This window comes from Pseudomonas sp. LAMO17WK12:I10, from assembly GCF_900215185.1.
Lineage (GTDB): Bacteria > Pseudomonadota > Gammaproteobacteria > Pseudomonadales > Pseudomonadaceae > Aquipseudomonas > Aquipseudomonas chlororaphis.
The window spans coordinates 146,096-162,452 of record NZ_OBDX01000001.1; the positions used below are offsets into that span (position 1 = coordinate 146,096).

Annotated in this window: 12 protein-coding genes and 2 pseudogenes; 7 read left to right on the forward strand and 7 right to left on the reverse strand. The window is 59.2% G+C overall.

All coding sequences use genetic code 11. The annotated features are described in order from the left end of the window. Nucleotides 1–10 precede the first annotated feature (10 nt). The 6 genes and pseudogenes from CRO75_RS00550 to CRO75_RS00575 all read right to left on the reverse strand — a co-directional run. The gene (locus CRO75_RS00550) at nucleotides 11–640 is read right to left on the reverse strand and encodes a hypothetical protein (protein ID WP_097134141.1); all 630 of its coding nucleotides are present in this window, start codon (nucleotides 638–640) and stop codon (nucleotides 11–13) included. A gap of 2 nt (nucleotides 641–642) precedes the next feature. After that, a complete protein-coding gene (locus CRO75_RS00555; RefSeq protein ID WP_239990550.1) occupies nucleotides 643–5,499 on the reverse strand; it encodes an RHS repeat-associated core domain-containing protein in 4,857 nt (1,618 codons plus the stop codon). After that, complete coding sequence (locus CRO75_RS00560; protein ID WP_097134142.1) at nucleotides 5,496–6,239, reverse strand: DUF4123 domain-containing protein; 744 nt, start codon at nucleotides 6,237–6,239, stop codon at nucleotides 5,496–5,498. The genes CRO75_RS00555 and CRO75_RS00560 overlap by 4 nt, the downstream gene beginning before the upstream one ends. Continuing rightward, nucleotides 6,229–8,271: a type VI secretion system tip protein TssI/VgrG gene (tssI, locus tag CRO75_RS00565; RefSeq protein ID WP_097134143.1), complete on the reverse strand. Its 2,043-nt coding sequence runs from the start codon at nucleotides 8,269–8,271 to the stop codon at nucleotides 6,229–6,231. Before tssI ends, CRO75_RS00560 begins: the two co-directional genes overlap by 11 nt. A 134-nt stretch (nucleotides 8,272–8,405) precedes the next feature. Then, nucleotides 8,406–8,924 (reverse strand): Hcp family type VI secretion system effector, encoded by a 519-nt coding sequence (locus CRO75_RS00570; protein WP_007925756.1) that lies wholly within the window; start codon nucleotides 8,922–8,924, stop codon nucleotides 8,406–8,408. A 315-nt stretch (nucleotides 8,925–9,239) separates the two neighbouring features. Further along, a pseudogene (locus CRO75_RS00575) lies at nucleotides 9,240–9,392 on the reverse strand (MFS transporter); the annotation flags it as partial. A gap of 6 nt (nucleotides 9,393–9,398) precedes the next feature. Here CRO75_RS00575 and CRO75_RS00580 point away from each other — a divergent pair. After that, nucleotides 9,399–9,640 (forward strand): annotated as a pseudogene (locus tag CRO75_RS00580) (IS630 family transposase); the annotation flags it as partial. Nucleotides 9,641–9,773: 133 nt separating this feature from the next. Here the strand turns inward: CRO75_RS00580 and CRO75_RS00585 are convergent. Further along, nucleotides 9,774–10,505 carry a hypothetical protein gene (locus tag CRO75_RS00585; RefSeq protein WP_143503875.1) on the reverse strand — a complete coding sequence of 244 codons (732 nt, stop codon included), beginning with the start codon at nucleotides 10,503–10,505 and terminating at the stop codon, nucleotides 9,774–9,776. 681 nt (nucleotides 10,506–11,186) lie between these two features. Between CRO75_RS00585 and CRO75_RS00590 the strand changes: the two genes are divergently transcribed. The 6 genes from CRO75_RS00590 to CRO75_RS00615 all read left to right on the forward strand — a co-directional run bounded on the left by CRO75_RS00590 (nucleotide 11,187) and on the right by CRO75_RS00615 (nucleotide 16,144). Further along, nucleotides 11,187–12,014 carry an energy transducer TonB gene (locus CRO75_RS00590; RefSeq protein WP_097134145.1) on the forward strand — a complete coding sequence of 276 codons (828 nt, stop codon included), beginning with the start codon at nucleotides 11,187–11,189 and terminating at the stop codon, nucleotides 12,012–12,014. Between the two features lie 63 nt (nucleotides 12,015–12,077). After that, nucleotides 12,078–12,803, forward strand: a complete 726-nt coding sequence (locus CRO75_RS00595; RefSeq protein WP_009046420.1) for a MotA/TolQ/ExbB proton channel family protein — start codon at nucleotides 12,078–12,080, stop codon at nucleotides 12,801–12,803. A 1-nt stretch (nucleotide 12,804) separates the two neighbouring features. Next, entirely contained in the window at nucleotides 12,805–13,206 is a 402-nt protein-coding gene (locus CRO75_RS00600; RefSeq protein WP_009041659.1) for a biopolymer transporter ExbD, read from the forward strand. 349 nt (nucleotides 13,207–13,555) lie between these two features. Next, complete coding sequence (locus tag CRO75_RS00605; protein WP_009041660.1) at nucleotides 13,556–14,137, forward strand: alpha/beta hydrolase; 582 nt, start codon at nucleotides 13,556–13,558, stop codon at nucleotides 14,135–14,137. A 56-nt stretch (nucleotides 14,138–14,193) separates the two neighbouring features. After that, entirely contained in the window at nucleotides 14,194–15,126 is a 933-nt protein-coding gene (locus tag CRO75_RS00610; protein WP_009041661.1) for a sigma-54 dependent transcriptional regulator, read from the forward strand. Nucleotides 15,127–15,361: 235 nt separating this feature from the next. After that, nucleotides 15,362–16,144: a MetQ/NlpA family ABC transporter substrate-binding protein gene (locus CRO75_RS00615; RefSeq protein WP_007925335.1), complete on the forward strand. Its 783-nt coding sequence runs from the start codon at nucleotides 15,362–15,364 to the stop codon at nucleotides 16,142–16,144. Nucleotides 16,145–16,357: the final 213 nt, after the last annotated feature.

Sequence of the window (16,357 nt, forward strand, 5' to 3'; positions counted from 1 at the left end):
TTTTTATGGGTTATGACTCGAAGTAAATGTTGTAACCTTTGTCTGAATCGGATTTAGTATGGTTTTTTATCACCTCTATGTCGAAAAGCGTTGCAGGTGTTGATGAGGTTTTGTTTTTCATTTCTTGATTGGCTTTTTCTATTTCGTGGGTAAGGTCCGTGTAGGAGTCAATAAGTATTGCGTCGTTGGTAGAGTACGTTAATTTTATCTTCTTAGAGGTTATGAGGCATAGTTTTATGCTGATGTTTGGGTTGAATAAAAGCCTTCCGCCTAGATCATATATTTTGTCATTGTTTTGGAGTTTTCTTCCCCAACTACTTTGCGTTGTATGCTTGCCGTCTCCGGTTTGTATTGAGAACTCCGATTCCAGTCTGTCTAGCTCTTCAAATTCAATAAGCGCGCTTTTCACCAGGATGAAGCCGTCACTTATAATTCTTTCAGGGATTACTGAAGAAGCTTGATTTGTTAATTGCTCTATTATTGGCTCGTCAATTGTGTTGAGGATGAAGTTTATTATTTTTATTCTTGGCGTCTCGTAGAACTTTTCAGTTAACGCTATATCCATATAGCTTATAAGTCCTCCAGCGTTATCGTAGTCTATAGCGCCAAATGCTTCCTCTATATCAAGTGTTGTTTTCATTTTTAATCTGCTCTCTTAATAACGAATTGGTCAAGCTGCCTGGATTGAATGTCTCGCCCGTCAACAGTTTTAAATCCCTGAGTTGATATTTTCTCATGGGAAACAATTTTCAATCCAAGTGATTCAACTCTTTTGATCGCCTTTTTTAAATAACCATTTGCCTTGGCGCTGCCTGTTAAAGTTATTTGACCATCTTGCGATAGGACTCTCAATATTTCCGAGTTTAACGGGTCGTAGCCATAGGGATTATCAATGTTGATCCGGCTTTGGGATCCGTTTTTGATCCCCGACAAATTGGTTGCATCGCCAGCATGTACACCAGGTACCTTCGGATCAATGTCAAGGTTATAGTAACCCTCTAAAGGATTTGTTCCTGCTCCAATATTTAACGAGCCATTTGCATCTGCTGGCTTATCTAGAAATCCTCCTGCCCCTCCAGCCTTCTCTCCGTCTGATCCAGGACACTCCCCAGTCAACCCCAACGGATCCACCCACCCCGTAGGGTTAGGTACGTACTGGTAGTTGTTCAACCCCCCCGCGAGCTTGATCGGATCCGGCGTCAAAAACCGTCCAGAGCTTGGATTGTAGTAGCGATGGCGGTTGTAGTGCAGTCCGGTTTCCGCATCGAAATACTGCCCCTGGAAACGCAGCGGGTTGTCGATTTCGGAAACGTCCAACGCCGCTAGATTGCCATACGCCCGGTACTTGGCCGACCACATGATTTCGCCGCTATACGCGGTCAGTTCCTGCGGCGTGCCGAGGTGGTCGAGTTGGTAGTAGAACGGCGTGGCCTGGGTAGGACCTTCGCCATCGAGCATGGCCAGCGGGCGGAAGGTGCCGGGTTCGTAGATATAGCTGCGATAGCGATTTTCACCGCTCTCGGCGATCAGCCGTTCTCCCTGCCATAGGAACTCGGTCGTGCGGCCATCGACGGTTTTGGCGATGCGCCGGCCAAAGGCGTCGTATTTGTAAGTAGCAGTGCTCCCTCCCGGCAGGCTGACGCCGATCAGGCGGTGCTGGCAGTCATACTGGTACTCGGTGACCAGCTTCTGGCCCGCGCCGCGGCGTTCGCGGCTGAGGTTGCCGAAGGCGTCGTAGTCGTAATGGCGGTCGCCTTGCATCAGCAGGCGGTTGCCTTTGACGTTGGCCAGGTTGGCCGCTGGCTGATCACCCTGGCCCAGCAGGTTACCGGCCGGGTCGTGGGCAAAGCTCTCAGGTGTTGCACCACGCACATTGATCAGCCGATCCAGCGGGTCATAGTGATAACGCAGGTTGCCCTTGCGGCTGTCGTCGATGCCGGCGAGGTTGCCGTTGGCGTCATAGGCATAGGCGCGGCGGTAGAGGCTCTGGTGCTGGCCGTGCCGTTGCTGGCTGACGCTGTGGGCCTGCAGGCGGCCTTGTTCGTCGTACTGGTACTGGCTGAGCAGCAGGCCCTGTTGGCGTTGCTGTTCGCGGCCGGCGTTGAACTGGTGGCTGGTCAGGCGCGAGCCGTTGAGGTCGATGCTGCTCAGTTGCCCGCCCGGTGCATGGCGGTAGTCGAGCTTGCTGCCGTCGGGCAGGCGGCAATGGCTGAGTTGGCCGAGCTTGTCGTACTCGTAGCGCAGGGTGCCCCAGCCCTGGTGTTCGGTGATCAGGCGGTCTTGCAGGTCGTATTCGTAGGCCAGCGGCCAGTGGCCGTCGTCGACGTTGACCAGGCGCCCGAGGGCGTCGTAGCTGTAGTGAATCTCCTCGCCATCGGCCAGGGTTTTCACCAGCAGGCGGCCAGCGGCGTCGCGCTGGTACTCGGTGACCAGCTCGCTGCCGTCGTCGCCGAATTCGGTTTTCTTCAGCAGGTTGCCGTTGAGGTCGTAGGCGTAGGCGGTGCTGCGGCCGTCGAAGCCGGTTTCCTGCTGGATCAGGCCGTTGGGGTAGTAATCCAGGTGGTACTGCTCGCCGCGTTCGTTTTCGATATCGGTGAGCAGCAGGCGCGCGTTGTCGTAGCGATAGCGCAGCTGGCTGCCGTCCGGATTGATGCGGCGGCTGACCAGGTGCAGGTTGTCGGCGTATTCGTAGCGGGTGATGCGGCCCAGCTCGTCGCGCTCGGCGGTGACTTTGCCGTAGGCGTTGTAGCTGAAGGCGCGGGTCGCGCCGCCGGGCAGGGTGATCTGCGCCAGGCGGTTGGCGGCGTCCCACTGGTACTGGGTGATGGCGCCGCTTTCGTCCTGGCGGGTGATCTGTCGACCGAGGGCGTCGTAGCGGTACTTGCGCTGGCCGCCGTCGGGCAGGCGTTCTTCCAGCAGTTGGCCGAGGCCGTTCCAGCCCAGTTGATGGCGGCTGCCGTCGGGATGGGTGATTTCCAGCAGGCGGCCCTGGCGGTCGTAGCAGTAGTGGGTTTCGTTGCCATCGGGGTCGGTCTGTTGGGTGATGTCGCCTTGATCGTTGCGTTCGTATTTCCACTGCGCGTTGCCGCGTCGAACTTCGATGAGATGACCATCGAAATAATTGTAATAGGTGGATTCGTCCTCTGGAGGAATCACGGCGATCAGGCGCCCGGCCTCACTGTACTCGTATGCGGTGATGGCCCCGAGAGGGTCTTTTTCAGCGATCAGGCGACCTTTTTCATCGTAGGCTTTTTGCGTTTCCGCACCGTCAGGGGTGGTCTGGCTGACCAGCCGCGCATTCTCGTCGTGCACGTAGACCTGTTCGCTGCCATCGGCGTTGATAACGGTGACCGTACCTTCGTCGTCCCACACATAGCGCGCATCGATCTGCGATAGGTTGGACCACTGGCGGATACAACGGGCTGCCTTGCCTTCGTGTTCCCACTCCCAGCGGAAGCTCGCACCACCGGCCAGTTGGCGCTCCTGAATGACATGCTGCTCGTCATAGCGATAGCGTTCGACTTCACCCACCGCATTGGTGGCGCTGATCAGCTGGTTGTGTTCGTTGTACTGGTAGCTGACCAGGGTCTGGACCGTCAGCCAGGGTTCCTGGCGTTCACCCTGTTCGTTGTAGTCGGGACGTCGCTGCTGATAGTCGACTGCGGCGATATGGCGGTCGTCGTAACGCAAAAACAGGCAGCGTCCGGCACCATTGTCGATGCGCTGGATGCGGTCGACCAGGTCGTAGCTGACGTGTAGCTGGTTGTTATAGGCATCGCTGATGGTGATCAGGCGCCCGGCACGAAAGTGATAGAAGCGCGCGCCTTGCCCGGCCTGAGTCAGGATCAGTTCGCCCGGAGCATCGCCCAGGAAAATCGCAGCCTCGGCCAGGCTATTGGTAATGGCCGGACGCTGTTCGGTCGGCATCGGGAAATGAGTCTGGCGGTTTTCATTATCGGTCCACAGCACGCCTTCAGCGTTAATTTGCAAACGATGGGACAGCGAGTGGCTCCAGCCGAAGCCCAGGCGATTGTCGATTTCCACCGCGCTGGTGCGATACAGCCGCGTCCATTCCAGGGGCAGCAGGCCATCGAGTTCACCATCGGTGAGGGTCAGCAGTTCCTCACCGGTCACCATCGAGATGGGGTCGCCTTCGCAGCGAGTGTCTTTTGTGCACCGCGCTGGTTTATCCGCCGGGTTTGTAGACTGCTTGGGGGCGTCACTGACGGGTTCATTTTGCTCGGCGCGGGTGGCGGGCTTTTTCTTGCCACGCGCCTGGATCTGCGCATCGGTTTCCACTGCGCCGCCAGAGGCTTTCGGTTTGCTCTTGGGCGGTGTAGCCGTCGCTGCCGGTTTCGGCGCGGCGATTTCTACAGTGGCCTTGCGACCGGGGCTCAACGCCGCATTGCCATTGAGCAATAACGGTTTGGATGCCTCGGCATGACCGGTTGCGTTTTTCCTGCTGACTCTCATCAGCATGGAGGTGAACTCCTCGATCAGTTTCAGCACTTTGCCGCCACTTTGCGTGGCCTTGAGTGCCTTGGTGCCAACCCGTACGGCCAGACCAATACCTCCGGTGAGCACAATCCCGATCAGGATGTTCAGCAACACTTCGGTGGTCAGCTCGGCCAGCACTTCCATGCAGGTTTGCGGCGGCAGCATCTTCACCCAGGCGATAATCGCCGCCACGTAGATCCACATCAGTGGCTCGTCGCTGGCAATCAGCAGGGCGGTATGGATGGCGCTTTTCGAGGCGTTGTAGATCTTCTTGATTTCTTCCTCGGTGAAGAACTTCTTCAGCTTCTGGTAGTTTTCCCGAGGGTGGGCCACCAGGTTGTAGAGGCTCTTGATATCGCCCCACAAGCCCATGATGGCCTTCAGGAAACCCTTCCAGGCCGACTCTAGCTGCTGTAGCGCCCGGCCGCCGATGGAAGCGTTGTTATGGGCCTTCCACAGCGGCAGGAAGTCGGTACTCCATTCGGTTTGCAGCCAGCCGCTCAGGTCGCCAATCACGCCCTGATAAGAGTTGAACAGCGAGTCGATTTGCGCACGGGTCGGGTTGGGAAAGAAAGTGATCTTGTATTGCTGGTTGGGCTTGAGCCCCGTGACTTCCTTGATGCCGCTGGGGCCGATGGTGACGTTGATGGCGGCGCCGGCTTCGTTCTTGCCGTAGACCATGCCATCGACCACTGGCACCAGGCGCACCGGCGTATTACCGATCGGCACGAAACGCGCGGATTCAAAACTGTGCACCAGCTTGAGCTTGCCGTTGGCCGGGCAATTCGCGTAAAGATCGGCGCGGCTTTTGCTGTCCTTGTCCTGGGTGGCCACTTCGTCGCCGACCTGGAACTGCTGCTCGGCGTCCAGCACGCCGCCGTACCAGGCTTCGGCGTGAGCACGGTAGTCGGCCAGGCATTTCTTGAAGTCGCGGATGATGACTTGAGCATCCGGCTGTTTAGCCGTCAGGTTAACGGCGAATTCCCCCAACAAAATGCTCATGCAACCACCTCATTTTCCAAGTGGGCTTTCAATAGCCCGGTGTAGTTTTCTTCCGTGAGCGGGGTGCGTTTTACGAAACGTGCCACCTTCTGCCGCAAGTTGGATTCAGGGAACGAGAAATACAGCTCGGCGTGGTCTTCCAGCAGCCACTGCATCATGTTGTCGATCACGGTGCTGGGGTCATCCTCGGCGAGCTTCTTGACCAGCGCTTCCGGCACTTCCCACCAGGGAAATGGCTTCGGTGGCTTGACTACGTCTTGGCCGACGTTCAACGCCCGGCCATTGATCAGGTAGCGGTCGAATATCGGCAGGACTTGGGGAGCGTCTTCGCCCAACCCCTCCAAAATCGGATAAATATGCCGCCCATCCCAAAACCTAAAAAACACCTCGGCACCGCCCGGCATCTTCACCTGGGTCAGGCTGCGCAGGTGTTCGAACACCACTGCCGGTTCGCAGCGGGAGACGGCGAGCCAGCCCCAGTCGTCGGCGTCGGTGGTGGCGATCCAGTCGAGGAAGGGGGAGGTCGGTTTGAGTTCCGCGAGGTAGGGCATCACCGGCTGCCAGTCGGCGTAGGGCGTGCCGCTCCAGAGGGCGGTCAGGCCGCTGGCGCCCTGGGTCTGGTAGAAGTCCTTGAGCGGGTTGGCGTCGCTGGCGTTGCTGATCACCAGGTACAGGCGCTCGTCGGGTTGCAGGGGCTGGCTAGCGAGCCAGGCCTGGGGTGTCAGGCGATCAGATGGCACAGGCACCGTCCTTGCACTTTTCGCACTCTTCGCAGAAAGGCGCGTTGCGCTTGAGGGTGTTGATTTGCGCCGGGGTCAGCAGGGCGCCGGCCTTGTCGGCGTCGGCCTGCTTCAGCACGCCGGGCATCAGTGGCGCGGCACCGGAGCCGCTGCCCGGGCCGCCGCCGGAGTTGACCTTGACCTGCGGGCCGCTGATGGTCACGCCGCCGGCGTCGAGCTTGATAAAGCTGCCGCCGCCCTTGAGGGTCAGCTCGCTGCCGGCTTCCATGACGACCTTCACCCCGGCATTGAGGTGGATCTCCTGGCCGGCTTCGATGAACTGCCCGGTGCCGATCTTGATGTGCTGGTTGGCGCCGACGGTGAGGTGGTCGCTGGCGCGCGCTTCGACCTTGCGGTCGGCGTGCACGGTGTGGTGTTCCTCGGCCTTGAATTCGCTGTAGCTGTTGGCCTCGACCGTGTCGTGGCGTTCGTTGCCGACGCGGATCTTCTGGTCGTGCTCGACGTTCTCGTCCCAGTCGCGCTGGGCATGCAGGAAGATCTGTTCCTGGCCCTTCTTGTCCTCGATGCGCAGCTCGTTGTAGCCGCCGCCACCCGGGGAGCTGAGGGTCTTGAAGGTGCTGCGGGTCTTGTTCGCCGGCAGGTCGTAGGGGACGACGTTTTCCTTGTGGTACAGGCAGCCGCTGATCAGCGGCTGGTCGGGGTCGCCCTCGAGGAAGGTCACCAGCACTTCCATGCCGATGCGCGGGATGGCGATGCCGCCGTACTGGGCGCCGGCCCAGGCCGAGGACACGCGCAGCCAGCAGCTGGTCTTGTCGTCCGACTGGCCTTCGCGGTCCCAGTGGAACTGCACCTTGACCCGGCCGTACGAGTCGCAGTGGATTTCTTCGCCCTTGGGCCCGGTGACCACCGCGCTCTGGCTGCCGAGAATGCGCGGCTTGGGGTGCAACAGCGGCGGCCGGTTGGGCACGTCCCAGGGAGTGGCCTGGAAGCGGTTGCGGTAACCCTGGTGGAAGTCGTCCTTGTTGTGGGTGGTGTCGCTGGTCACCGACTCTTCCAGGACCTGCGGCTGCTTGCCTTCGTGGACGATCTCGGTGAGCAGCCACAGGTCGTTCCATTGCGCTTTCGGGTGTTCGCTCAGGGCCAGGAAGTGGCCGCTGACCAGCAGCGGCTGATCGCTCTTGCCCTCGCCCAGGCGGTAGTCGCTGCGGTGGCGTTCCAGGGCGCGCTTGGCCAGGTGCTTGCCGCGTTCGCGATCGACGAAGCGCCCTGGGTAGTCGTAATCCTCGAGGTCCGGTTTGAGCTCGCTCTTGGCGTCGCTCTCCAGGGTCAGGCGCGGTTTCTCGAAGTCGTAGTCGCGGCGCGTGGTGCGGCTGGTGCGGGCTTCCAGGCGCAGGTCGAAACGCTTGATCACCGGGTCGTTGGCGACCATGCCGGAGTCTTGCTGGTAGGCCACCGGCGCCAGTTTCGGGAACACCGTCTGGTCATCGCCGAAGACGATGGTGTGGCTGTCGGCGCTGTGCTGGAAGTGGTAGTGGATACCTTCTTCCTCGCACAGGCGCTGGATGAAATGCAGGTCCGATTCGTCGTACTGCACGCAGTAGATGCGCTCGGGATAGATCGAACCCAGCTGGAACTGGTAGGCGTTGCTTTGGATGCCGTGTTCTTCGAGGACCTGGCCGATGATTTTCGGCACCGTGAGGTTCTGGAAGATGCGTTGGTTGATGCGGTGCGCGAGGTAGGCCAGGTGCGGGCGGATGGTCACCGAGTAGCGGGTCAGGCGCTTGCCGGAATCGCCCTGGGCGACGCGGTAGATCTGCCCGTGGATGCCGGTGCCGTTCTGCGCCAACTGCAGGAAGGCCGGTTTGTGCAGCAGGCTTTCCAGGTCCAGGGCGGCCTGGGCGCTGACCAGCTCGACCTCGAAGGCGAAGGGCTGGCTGATGGCTTCCCGTCCGGTGAAGGACAATACCTGGAGGTCGTTCTCCAAACCTTCGACGGTCAGGCTGAAGTGGGTCTGATTGGCCGGCGCGAACATCCCTTGTTCCTCGTGCAGTACTGCCGCGTGGGTCGACCCCGGGGCCGGGCGCCGACGAACGCAAGAAATCCCTTATGGCGTAAACAACATCGACCAGCAGAGCTGGCCGATGTTGGTGTAACGGTCGGCCGGACTTAGCCCGCGACCGGGGAACGCCAGTCGTCGGAACCGGAAGTACCGGAGACTTCGTGGGTCCAGGTGATTTTGCGGTAGGTGAAGTGCACGTCTTCCAGGTGGGTGAAGTGCGAGTTCGATGGGTCCTGGCAGTTGTGCATGTAGTCTTTGATGTCGACGATGATCGCGTCTTCCAGGGTGGTGGTGTAGTAGTGCTCCTGGGTGCCGGCAGCGGAGGTGCGGTACCACTGGATTTCGATCTTGGTTAGACGCTCACCGGAGGTCAGGGCAGCCAGCAGCAGTGGCGAAGCCTTGTCGAAAACCTTGGTGATGACCACAGGTTTGTGCACGCGCTGGCCGGTTGGCTGGCCGGACTGCGGGTCACGCGGGATGATCACTTCGTGCTGGAAACCCTGAACCATGACCTGGTCTTCGTGGCCTTCCTGGTAGGTGTTGCCAACGGAGTCAGCGGTGAAGGCACCGGCGGTGATCAGGCCTTGTTTGGTGCCGGTGATGGACATATACGCTGGTGTAGCCATGGATGCTCTCCTTGCTAAAAAATAAAGGTGCCCGGTGGGACGGATCGCCCGGTTGGGTGCCAAGTTGATATCAAGGAGCATGCCAGGAGTTGAAAGTACCTTATGGAACAAGGGCTTCCGGCGTTTTCTGGCATCGCTGACGGTATTTCCAGCTCGAAAGCGCTTGAAAGTGCGCAACTTCTTGCGCAGTGCTGTGCAAGAAGTTGCGCACTTGGCTGAAGGTCCCGGTTTATCGAGCCTTTGGATAACTGTTCACAGAGTTATCCACAGAGGGGTGCGCAAGAAGTTGCGCATAGTGGCCATGGGCCTTGATCTTTAAGGCGTCACGGACGCCGGCTGCGCTGCCGTGGTCGCCATCTGTGGCTCCCGGTAGCTGGACGGGCTGAATACCCGGGTCAGCACCAGCATGGCCAGCACGCTCAGGACCAGTACCCACCAGGCGCTGATGAAGCTGCCGGTGAGTTCCCGCCCCCCCCCCCCACACATTCGTAAATGAGCATGGTTGAATGCTTCTTTTGCGATATAACGGTGTATCTGCGTGAGGGGGCTTCAGTTCTGTTCGCTAATTGGGGAGCTTGATTACCACGTTCCTGACGCTGCGAAATGCGCAGTTGGCTCGCTATGTCTGGAATGCAAATGGAGAAAGCATTTTGCACAAAGTACAGCAAACCCGTGAGGCGATGGCCTCACAGGGTGGCAGGTCAAATCATTTCTAAAGCAGCACACTAGCAATGCGGTTTATCGTATTTTTGAGCTGCTGCCACTATTGAAATCGCGGTTTGAACAAAGTCTGGAGAATATTGGCCTGTTTCAGGCTGTCTCTATACTTATCCGAACCGCAAATCGCCGCTATGGTATTAAATATCTGGAATTGTTCACACATTCATTGAATGTCTCAAGAGGTTCTGGGAGAGCGCTTATGTTAAAAACAGGTTCAGTTACCTCTTTGATGTTGGCTAGGAAGGCGTTGTATTCCTCCAGTCTCTCATGACGCTCCTGCTGACTAACTGTTTTTTTGTTGTCTTCAAGATCCGTCCTAAGTTTCTGGAGTTTTTCTGTGATCGTATCAAGTACGGGTGTTGCCTTCTGGATGGCGTCATGTATCTCAGTGATGAGTAGGCGTGACTCGTCCGATATAGAGCCCCAAGGGGCAGGAAGTTTGGTAAGTGTGACTTTAGTTTCTAAGGCCGGATTGATTTGTCTGGCCTCACTGTCGTGGGGAAGTTTTAGGAGTGAGCTCATGTTTAGAAGAGGATTTTTGTCTGTCATCTCTTCAACTTTGGCCTTGAGCTCCCTGAGGTCCGCTATTTTTTCAAGATGTCTTTGGATGTCAGCTTCTTTTGTTTCGCTGCGTTCGGAGGTATGGCTTAGCTTATGAGTATCAACCATAAAATCCTGGATTTTTACTGAGATCTTGTCAAACTCAGATGTTATATCCAGAATGGTGAAATGCATCTCAGCCATGAATATGTGCGAGTCATGCGTCATAGCACGTTGAGAGGCAGGCTTAGTGGGAGCGATGGATGGTAGTGTACTTGGTTGAGAGTTATATGGTGAGCTGATTGCTCCGATAGTAGGCATAATCTATAGTCCTTATAGAGGATTCACAAAATATCATTTTGTATGTTTGAGGATTTGCTGGCTATAAAATTCCGCTCAAATTTGTTTTTTATGGTGTGAATGTGCCTGCTGGTTAAGTGAAACATTCTATCGTGGTAAGCTTTCTAGCTTAGGATATGCGCTCGGGTTATCTTCTGTGGGTGTTTTCGATACACAGGACCTGTCCTTATTTTGTCAGTCGACTTTCCCTCCATGCTGCATAAAGAGGTTGCTCCATAAGTGCTGCTTGTCATTGCGGTAGCGGCTCGATCTAGTTAGTCGAGCCGTTTATTCGGTTTTTATTTCTTAAACTTTCTCGCTTTTTTATTAGTTGCCTCTGCTTATACGGCATCTCCTCTGCCAGTTCTTTCCTTGTCCTGCTTCGATGGACTAACCGTTTTTTTTCAGACTGTTTCAATGCCTTTAGCGAATATTTCTAATACTTGATAGGCATGGAGTCAGGGGCGTTTGTCTGCAGGCCTTGATCGGTGGGGTTTTGCGCGAAAACACGACTCTATATATTTGTTTTAGGTCTATGTATAGCTTCAAAGATTACTTTCGGAGATAAGTGTCTGGCGCCAATCATTCAGCCCTCGACGCTGCTCCGGGGGAGTTCGCAGGTGTGGGTCGGGTTATTCGCAAAAGACTGTAGGGAGTTAATCAATGGGCAATGTCCAGACCGCCGCCAGTGCACATGAGGTGCTGTGGCGTCAGGCTCCGAGCGGCGATCTGGTCGATCTCGGCCGGCCGCATCGTTTGCCGTTGGGCCAATTGCGTTTGCAGAAGGCTCCCAAGGCCGGGCTGCGGCGGCGCGAGGCGATTGCGCTCGGGGTGATCGCCCTGCTGTTGCACGGTGCGGTGATCTACTGGATCAACCAGCAGCCGACGCCGGTATTGCCGATCGTGCCGCCGGAAATTCCGCCGATGACCATCGAGTTTTCCCGGCCCGCGCCGCCGGTGGTCGAACCGCCGCCACCGCAGCCGGTACAACCGGTGGTGGAGCCACCGCCGCCAGTGGAAGACGAACTGGCGGTCAAGCCGCCACCGCCCAAACCGGTGCCTAAACCCAAACTGCAGCCCAAACCAAAACCGGTGGCCAAGCCTGAGCCCAAGCCGGCGCCGAAACCGGTCCAGCAACAGCCCGCGCCGCCACAACCGGCCGCGCCTGTCGCCGCGTCGGCTCCGCCCGCGCCACCGGCCCCGGCGCCCGTGACCCCGGCTTCGGCGAATGCCGCGTACTTGAAGAACCCGGCGCCGGAATATCCGTCGCTGGCCCAGCGTCGCGGTTGGGAAGGCACGGTGCTGCTGCGGGTGCACGTACTGGCCAGCGGCAAGCCCGGCGAGATCCAGATTCAGAAAAGCAGCGGTCGCCAGCAACTCGACGACGCGGCGTTATCGGCCGTCAAGCGCTGGAGCTTCGTGCCGGCCAAGCAGGGTGATGTCGCCCAGGACGGCTGGGTCAGCGTACCCATCGATTTCAAGATTCATTGAGCCTGCGCCAGGCGCTATCGCGAGCACGCTCGCTCTTACAAGGGTTATACAGAGGGACACATCATGAGTTTATTGGCATCTCCACTCGAATCCATCGAAAGCGCGGTGATCTGGCTGCTGGTGGTCTTTTCCGTGGCCACCTGGGGCCTGGCCCTGCTCAAGGGCGCGCAGTTCGCCCGCCTCAAGGCCCAGGATCGCAAGTTCCACAAACAGTTCTGGGCCGCCTCCAGCCTCGACTCGGCGGCCGAGCTCAGCGAAACCCAGCCCGGCGCCGCCGCTCGCGTGGCCCAGGCCGGCTACGCGGCGATCCAGGTCGGCGACACCGCGCACGCGGCGGACCTGAGCCAGGCGATCAATCATCAGGACCGCCTGGAGCGCGCCCTGCGCCAGCAGATCGTCCGTGAGCGGCGTTCGCTGGAAACCGGCCTGGCGGTGGTCGCCAGTATCGGCAGCACCTCGCCCTTCATCGGTCTGTTCGGCACCGTGTGGGGGATCATGGAAGCCCTGAAAGGCATCAGCGCGGCGGGCTCGGCGAGCCTGGAAACCGTGGCCGGGCCGATCGGCGCGGCGCTGGTCGCCACCGGTGTGGGGATCGCCGTCGCGGTGCCGGCGGTGCTGGTTTACAACTATTTCCTGCGGCGCCTGAAGCTGACCGCCGCCGACCTCGACGACTTTGCCCATGACTTCTACAGCCTGGCGCAGAAGAGTTCGTTCCGCGTGCTGATCCACCCGACCGCGCACAAGGCCGCGGCCCAGGGCAGCGCGCAGAAAGTGAAGGAGGCGTCCTGACATGGCCTTCTCGACCCAGGACAGCGATGAGGTACTGAGCGAGATCAACGTCACGCCGCTGGTGGACGTGATGCTGGTACTGCTGGTGGTGTTCATCGTCACCGCGCCACTGTTGACCAACGCGATTCCGATCAACCTGCCCAAGACCGAGGCTGTGGCCCCGGTGGAGCAGAAGGACCCGCTGGTGGTGAGCATCGACGGCGCCGGCAAACTCTTTATCAACAAGGACGAGATCCAGCCGGACCTTTTGGAAACCAATCTTCAGGCGGCCAAGGCCAAGGACCCGGAAGTGCGCGTGCAGCTGCAGGCGGACGACGGCGTCAACTACGGCGAAGTGGCCCGTGCCATGGCCTCCATCGAGCGTGCCGGTATCACCAAGCTGTCGGTGATCACCGCCCGCTGACCCAGTGTTGTAAGCCACGACTTTTCAGGCCGTCTCCTTGGCAGGGTGCGGCCTTTTTTTTGCCTGCGATTTGGCTCGGGGCGCTGGCCTGGACCGACGCCATCGCGAGCAAGCTCGCGCCTACAGGTTCGTGGCGCCCGCCGGCTTTTGTAGGAGCAGCCGGTCGACGCTCGATTGCTCGCGATGCAGGCACTGCGGTTTGCCGGCCTGAACGCCAGCGTTCGTACAGGATAGGTACAGGCGGTGTTTGATATTCTTTATGGATCTTAATAAATAGCTTCTTATTCCTTAACGAATATAACTCTCGTCCCTATACTCGATCGGGAACAGACACGCAGGAGAGCTCCCCATGCGCAACGAATCAATTCGCTACCTGATTGTGCCGGGCTGGCAAGGATCGCCAGAAGATCATTGGCAAAGCCACTGGCAGAACAGCCTGCCGAACAGTGCGCGGGTGGAGCAGGCCGACTGGCTGACGCCGCGGCGCGAAGACTGGGTCGCGGCGCTGGCCGAGGCGATTGCCGCCGACAGCACCCCGGTGATCCTGATCGCCCACAGCCTGGGCTGCATCACCGTCGCGCACTGGGCCGCCCATGCGCCGGCCAGCGCCTTGCGCCAGGTGCGTGGTGCGTTGCTGGTGGCGCCGGCGGATGTCGAGCGTCCGGCCTGTGCGCCGGCGCTGCGCAATTTCGCGCCGATCCCCAGCGACCTGTTGCCGTTCCCGAGCCAGATAGTCAGCTCCGACAACGACAGCGCTATCAGTGCGCCACGTGCCCTGGAGCTGGCCCGCAACTGGGGCGCCGAGGCGGGGATCCTGTCCGGTGCCGGACATATCAACGTCAAGTCCGGGCACCAGCGCTGGGAGCAGGGTTTCGCGTATCTCTATCGCCTGCAAAACCGCATGGAACAGCATTCCCTGCGCCGCGCCTGATTTTTTCTTTTTGTTAAACGCCCCCGCCCGCCAGCGGATTTGGGCGGGAGTCTGCCATGAGTCTGCATGAGTCTTTCGGCCAGCCGCTGCTGACCTTTCCCGATGCTGAAAAAAGCCCGCTGAGCATCCGCGCCAAGGCGCTGGTGTTCGTCGATCCCCGTTCGCGGCAGTTGCGCCAGGAGCTGGAACAGCTGGCACCGCGGGCGATCTCGGTGTTGATCCGCGGTGAAACCGGTAGCGGCAAGGAGCTGCTGGCCCGGCACATCCACCGCGCCAGCGACCGCAGCGGCCTGTTCGTGTCGGTCAACTGCGGGGCCATCAGCCCTACCTACGCCGACGCCGAACTGTTCGGCTACGCCGCCGGCACCTTCAGCGGTTCGGCCAGCAGCCGCGCCGGCTGGTTCGGCTCGGCCAACGGCGGCACCCTGTACCTGGACGAGATCGGCGACTTGCCGTTGCCGATCCAGATCAAGCTGCTGTCGGCCCTGGAAAACCATGAGGTGACCCGGGTCGGCGCCCATCAGCCGAGCCCGGTGGACGTGCGCCTGGTGGCGGCCACCAGCATCGACCTGGCCCAGGCGGTGGCGGCGGGCAAGTTCCATGAGCGGCTGTATCACTACCTCGGCGAGGGCCATCTGGAACTGCCGGCGCTGCGCGAGCGGGTCGGCGACATCCTGTCGTTGGCCGAATACTTCCTCGGCATCTACAGCCAGCGCCTGGACCTGCCGGTGCCGCTGATCAGCGAAGCCGCCCAGCAGGTGCTGGAGCAGCACAGCTGGCCGGGCAATACCCGCGAGCTGGAGAACGTCATTCACTTTGCCCTGCTGGTCAGCAGTGGCGAGGAGATCCTGCCGGAGCACCTGAACCTGCCGCCGCAGCTGTCGCGGCTGGAGCTGGTGGATCAACAGTTGAAGGGCCTGATCGCGGACGGTTCCGCCGCCGAGTTGCAGGCGCTGAAACACCTGCTCAAGCAACACGGCGTGATCTGAAGCCCCCCATTCCTGATCCATGCTGCGGACGGTTTTCTGTAGGGGCATGCACAGCGCCTCAGATGCGGGCTAGAGCGGCCCGATTGTGTATGAACAAAATGGAATATCAACGTGAATAAAAGATATTGTTAAGGCATAAAAAATCCCGGTATTGTCCGCTCCACGCCAGAGATAGCACTTCGCTGGCACCTTCATTACAAAAGCCGTCGTCACTGACGACTCATAAGGACACTGCATGAAAAAGGTTCTGTTGTTCACCGCACTGGCGGCTGCCCTGACTGCCGGTCTGGCCCAGGCTGGCGAGAAACTGGTGGTGGCGGCCACGCCGGTGCCGCACGCCGAGATCCTCGAGCTGATCAAGCCGACCCTGGCCAAGGAAGGCGTGGACCTGGAAATCAAAGTCTTCACCGACTACGTGCAGCCGAACGTGCAGGTCGATCAGAAGCGTCTGGACGCCAACTACTTCCAGACCCTGCCGTACCTCAAGAGCTTCAACGAAGGCAAAGGCACTAACCTGGTGACCGTGGTTGGCGTGCACGTCGAACCGTTCGGCGGCTACTCGAAGAAAGTCAAAACCCTGGCCGAGCTGAAAGACGGCGCGACCATCGCCATTCCGAACGAAGGCAGCAACAGCGGCCGGGCCCTGATCCTGCTGCAGAAGGCCGGCCTGATCGAGCTCAAGGACCCGAAAAACGCCCTGGCGACCCCGAAAGACATCGCCAAGAACCCGCACAACTTCAAGTTCAAGGAACTGGAGTCGGCCCTGCTGCCGCGCGTGCTGGACCAGGTCGACCTGGACATGATCAACACCAACTACGCCCTGGAAGCCGGCCTGAACCCGGCCAAGGATGCGCTGGTGATCGAGGGCGCCGATTCGCCTTACGTGAACTTCCTGGTGGCCCGCCCGGACAACAAGGACAGCGCCGCCATCCAGAAACTGGCCAAGGCCCTGACCAGCCCGCAAGTGAAAGAATTCATCGCGAAGAAATATAGCGGCGCGGTATTGCCTGCCTTCTGATGGACTACGCTTAAGTCGTACAAACCCCTTCAAGGTTTAAACGCCGATGGCTTCTACAGCGTCGGCGTTTTTTATTGCCCGCAGTACGCCTCCCCGCAAGAACGAATTCCCCCTTGCTTCTGTAGGAGCGAAGCATGCTCGCGACCAGGCGCTGCGGCGTATCAGTAAGGACGCAAGCGCGGGCAATCGACGATGCAGGGATTTTGCTCAGGA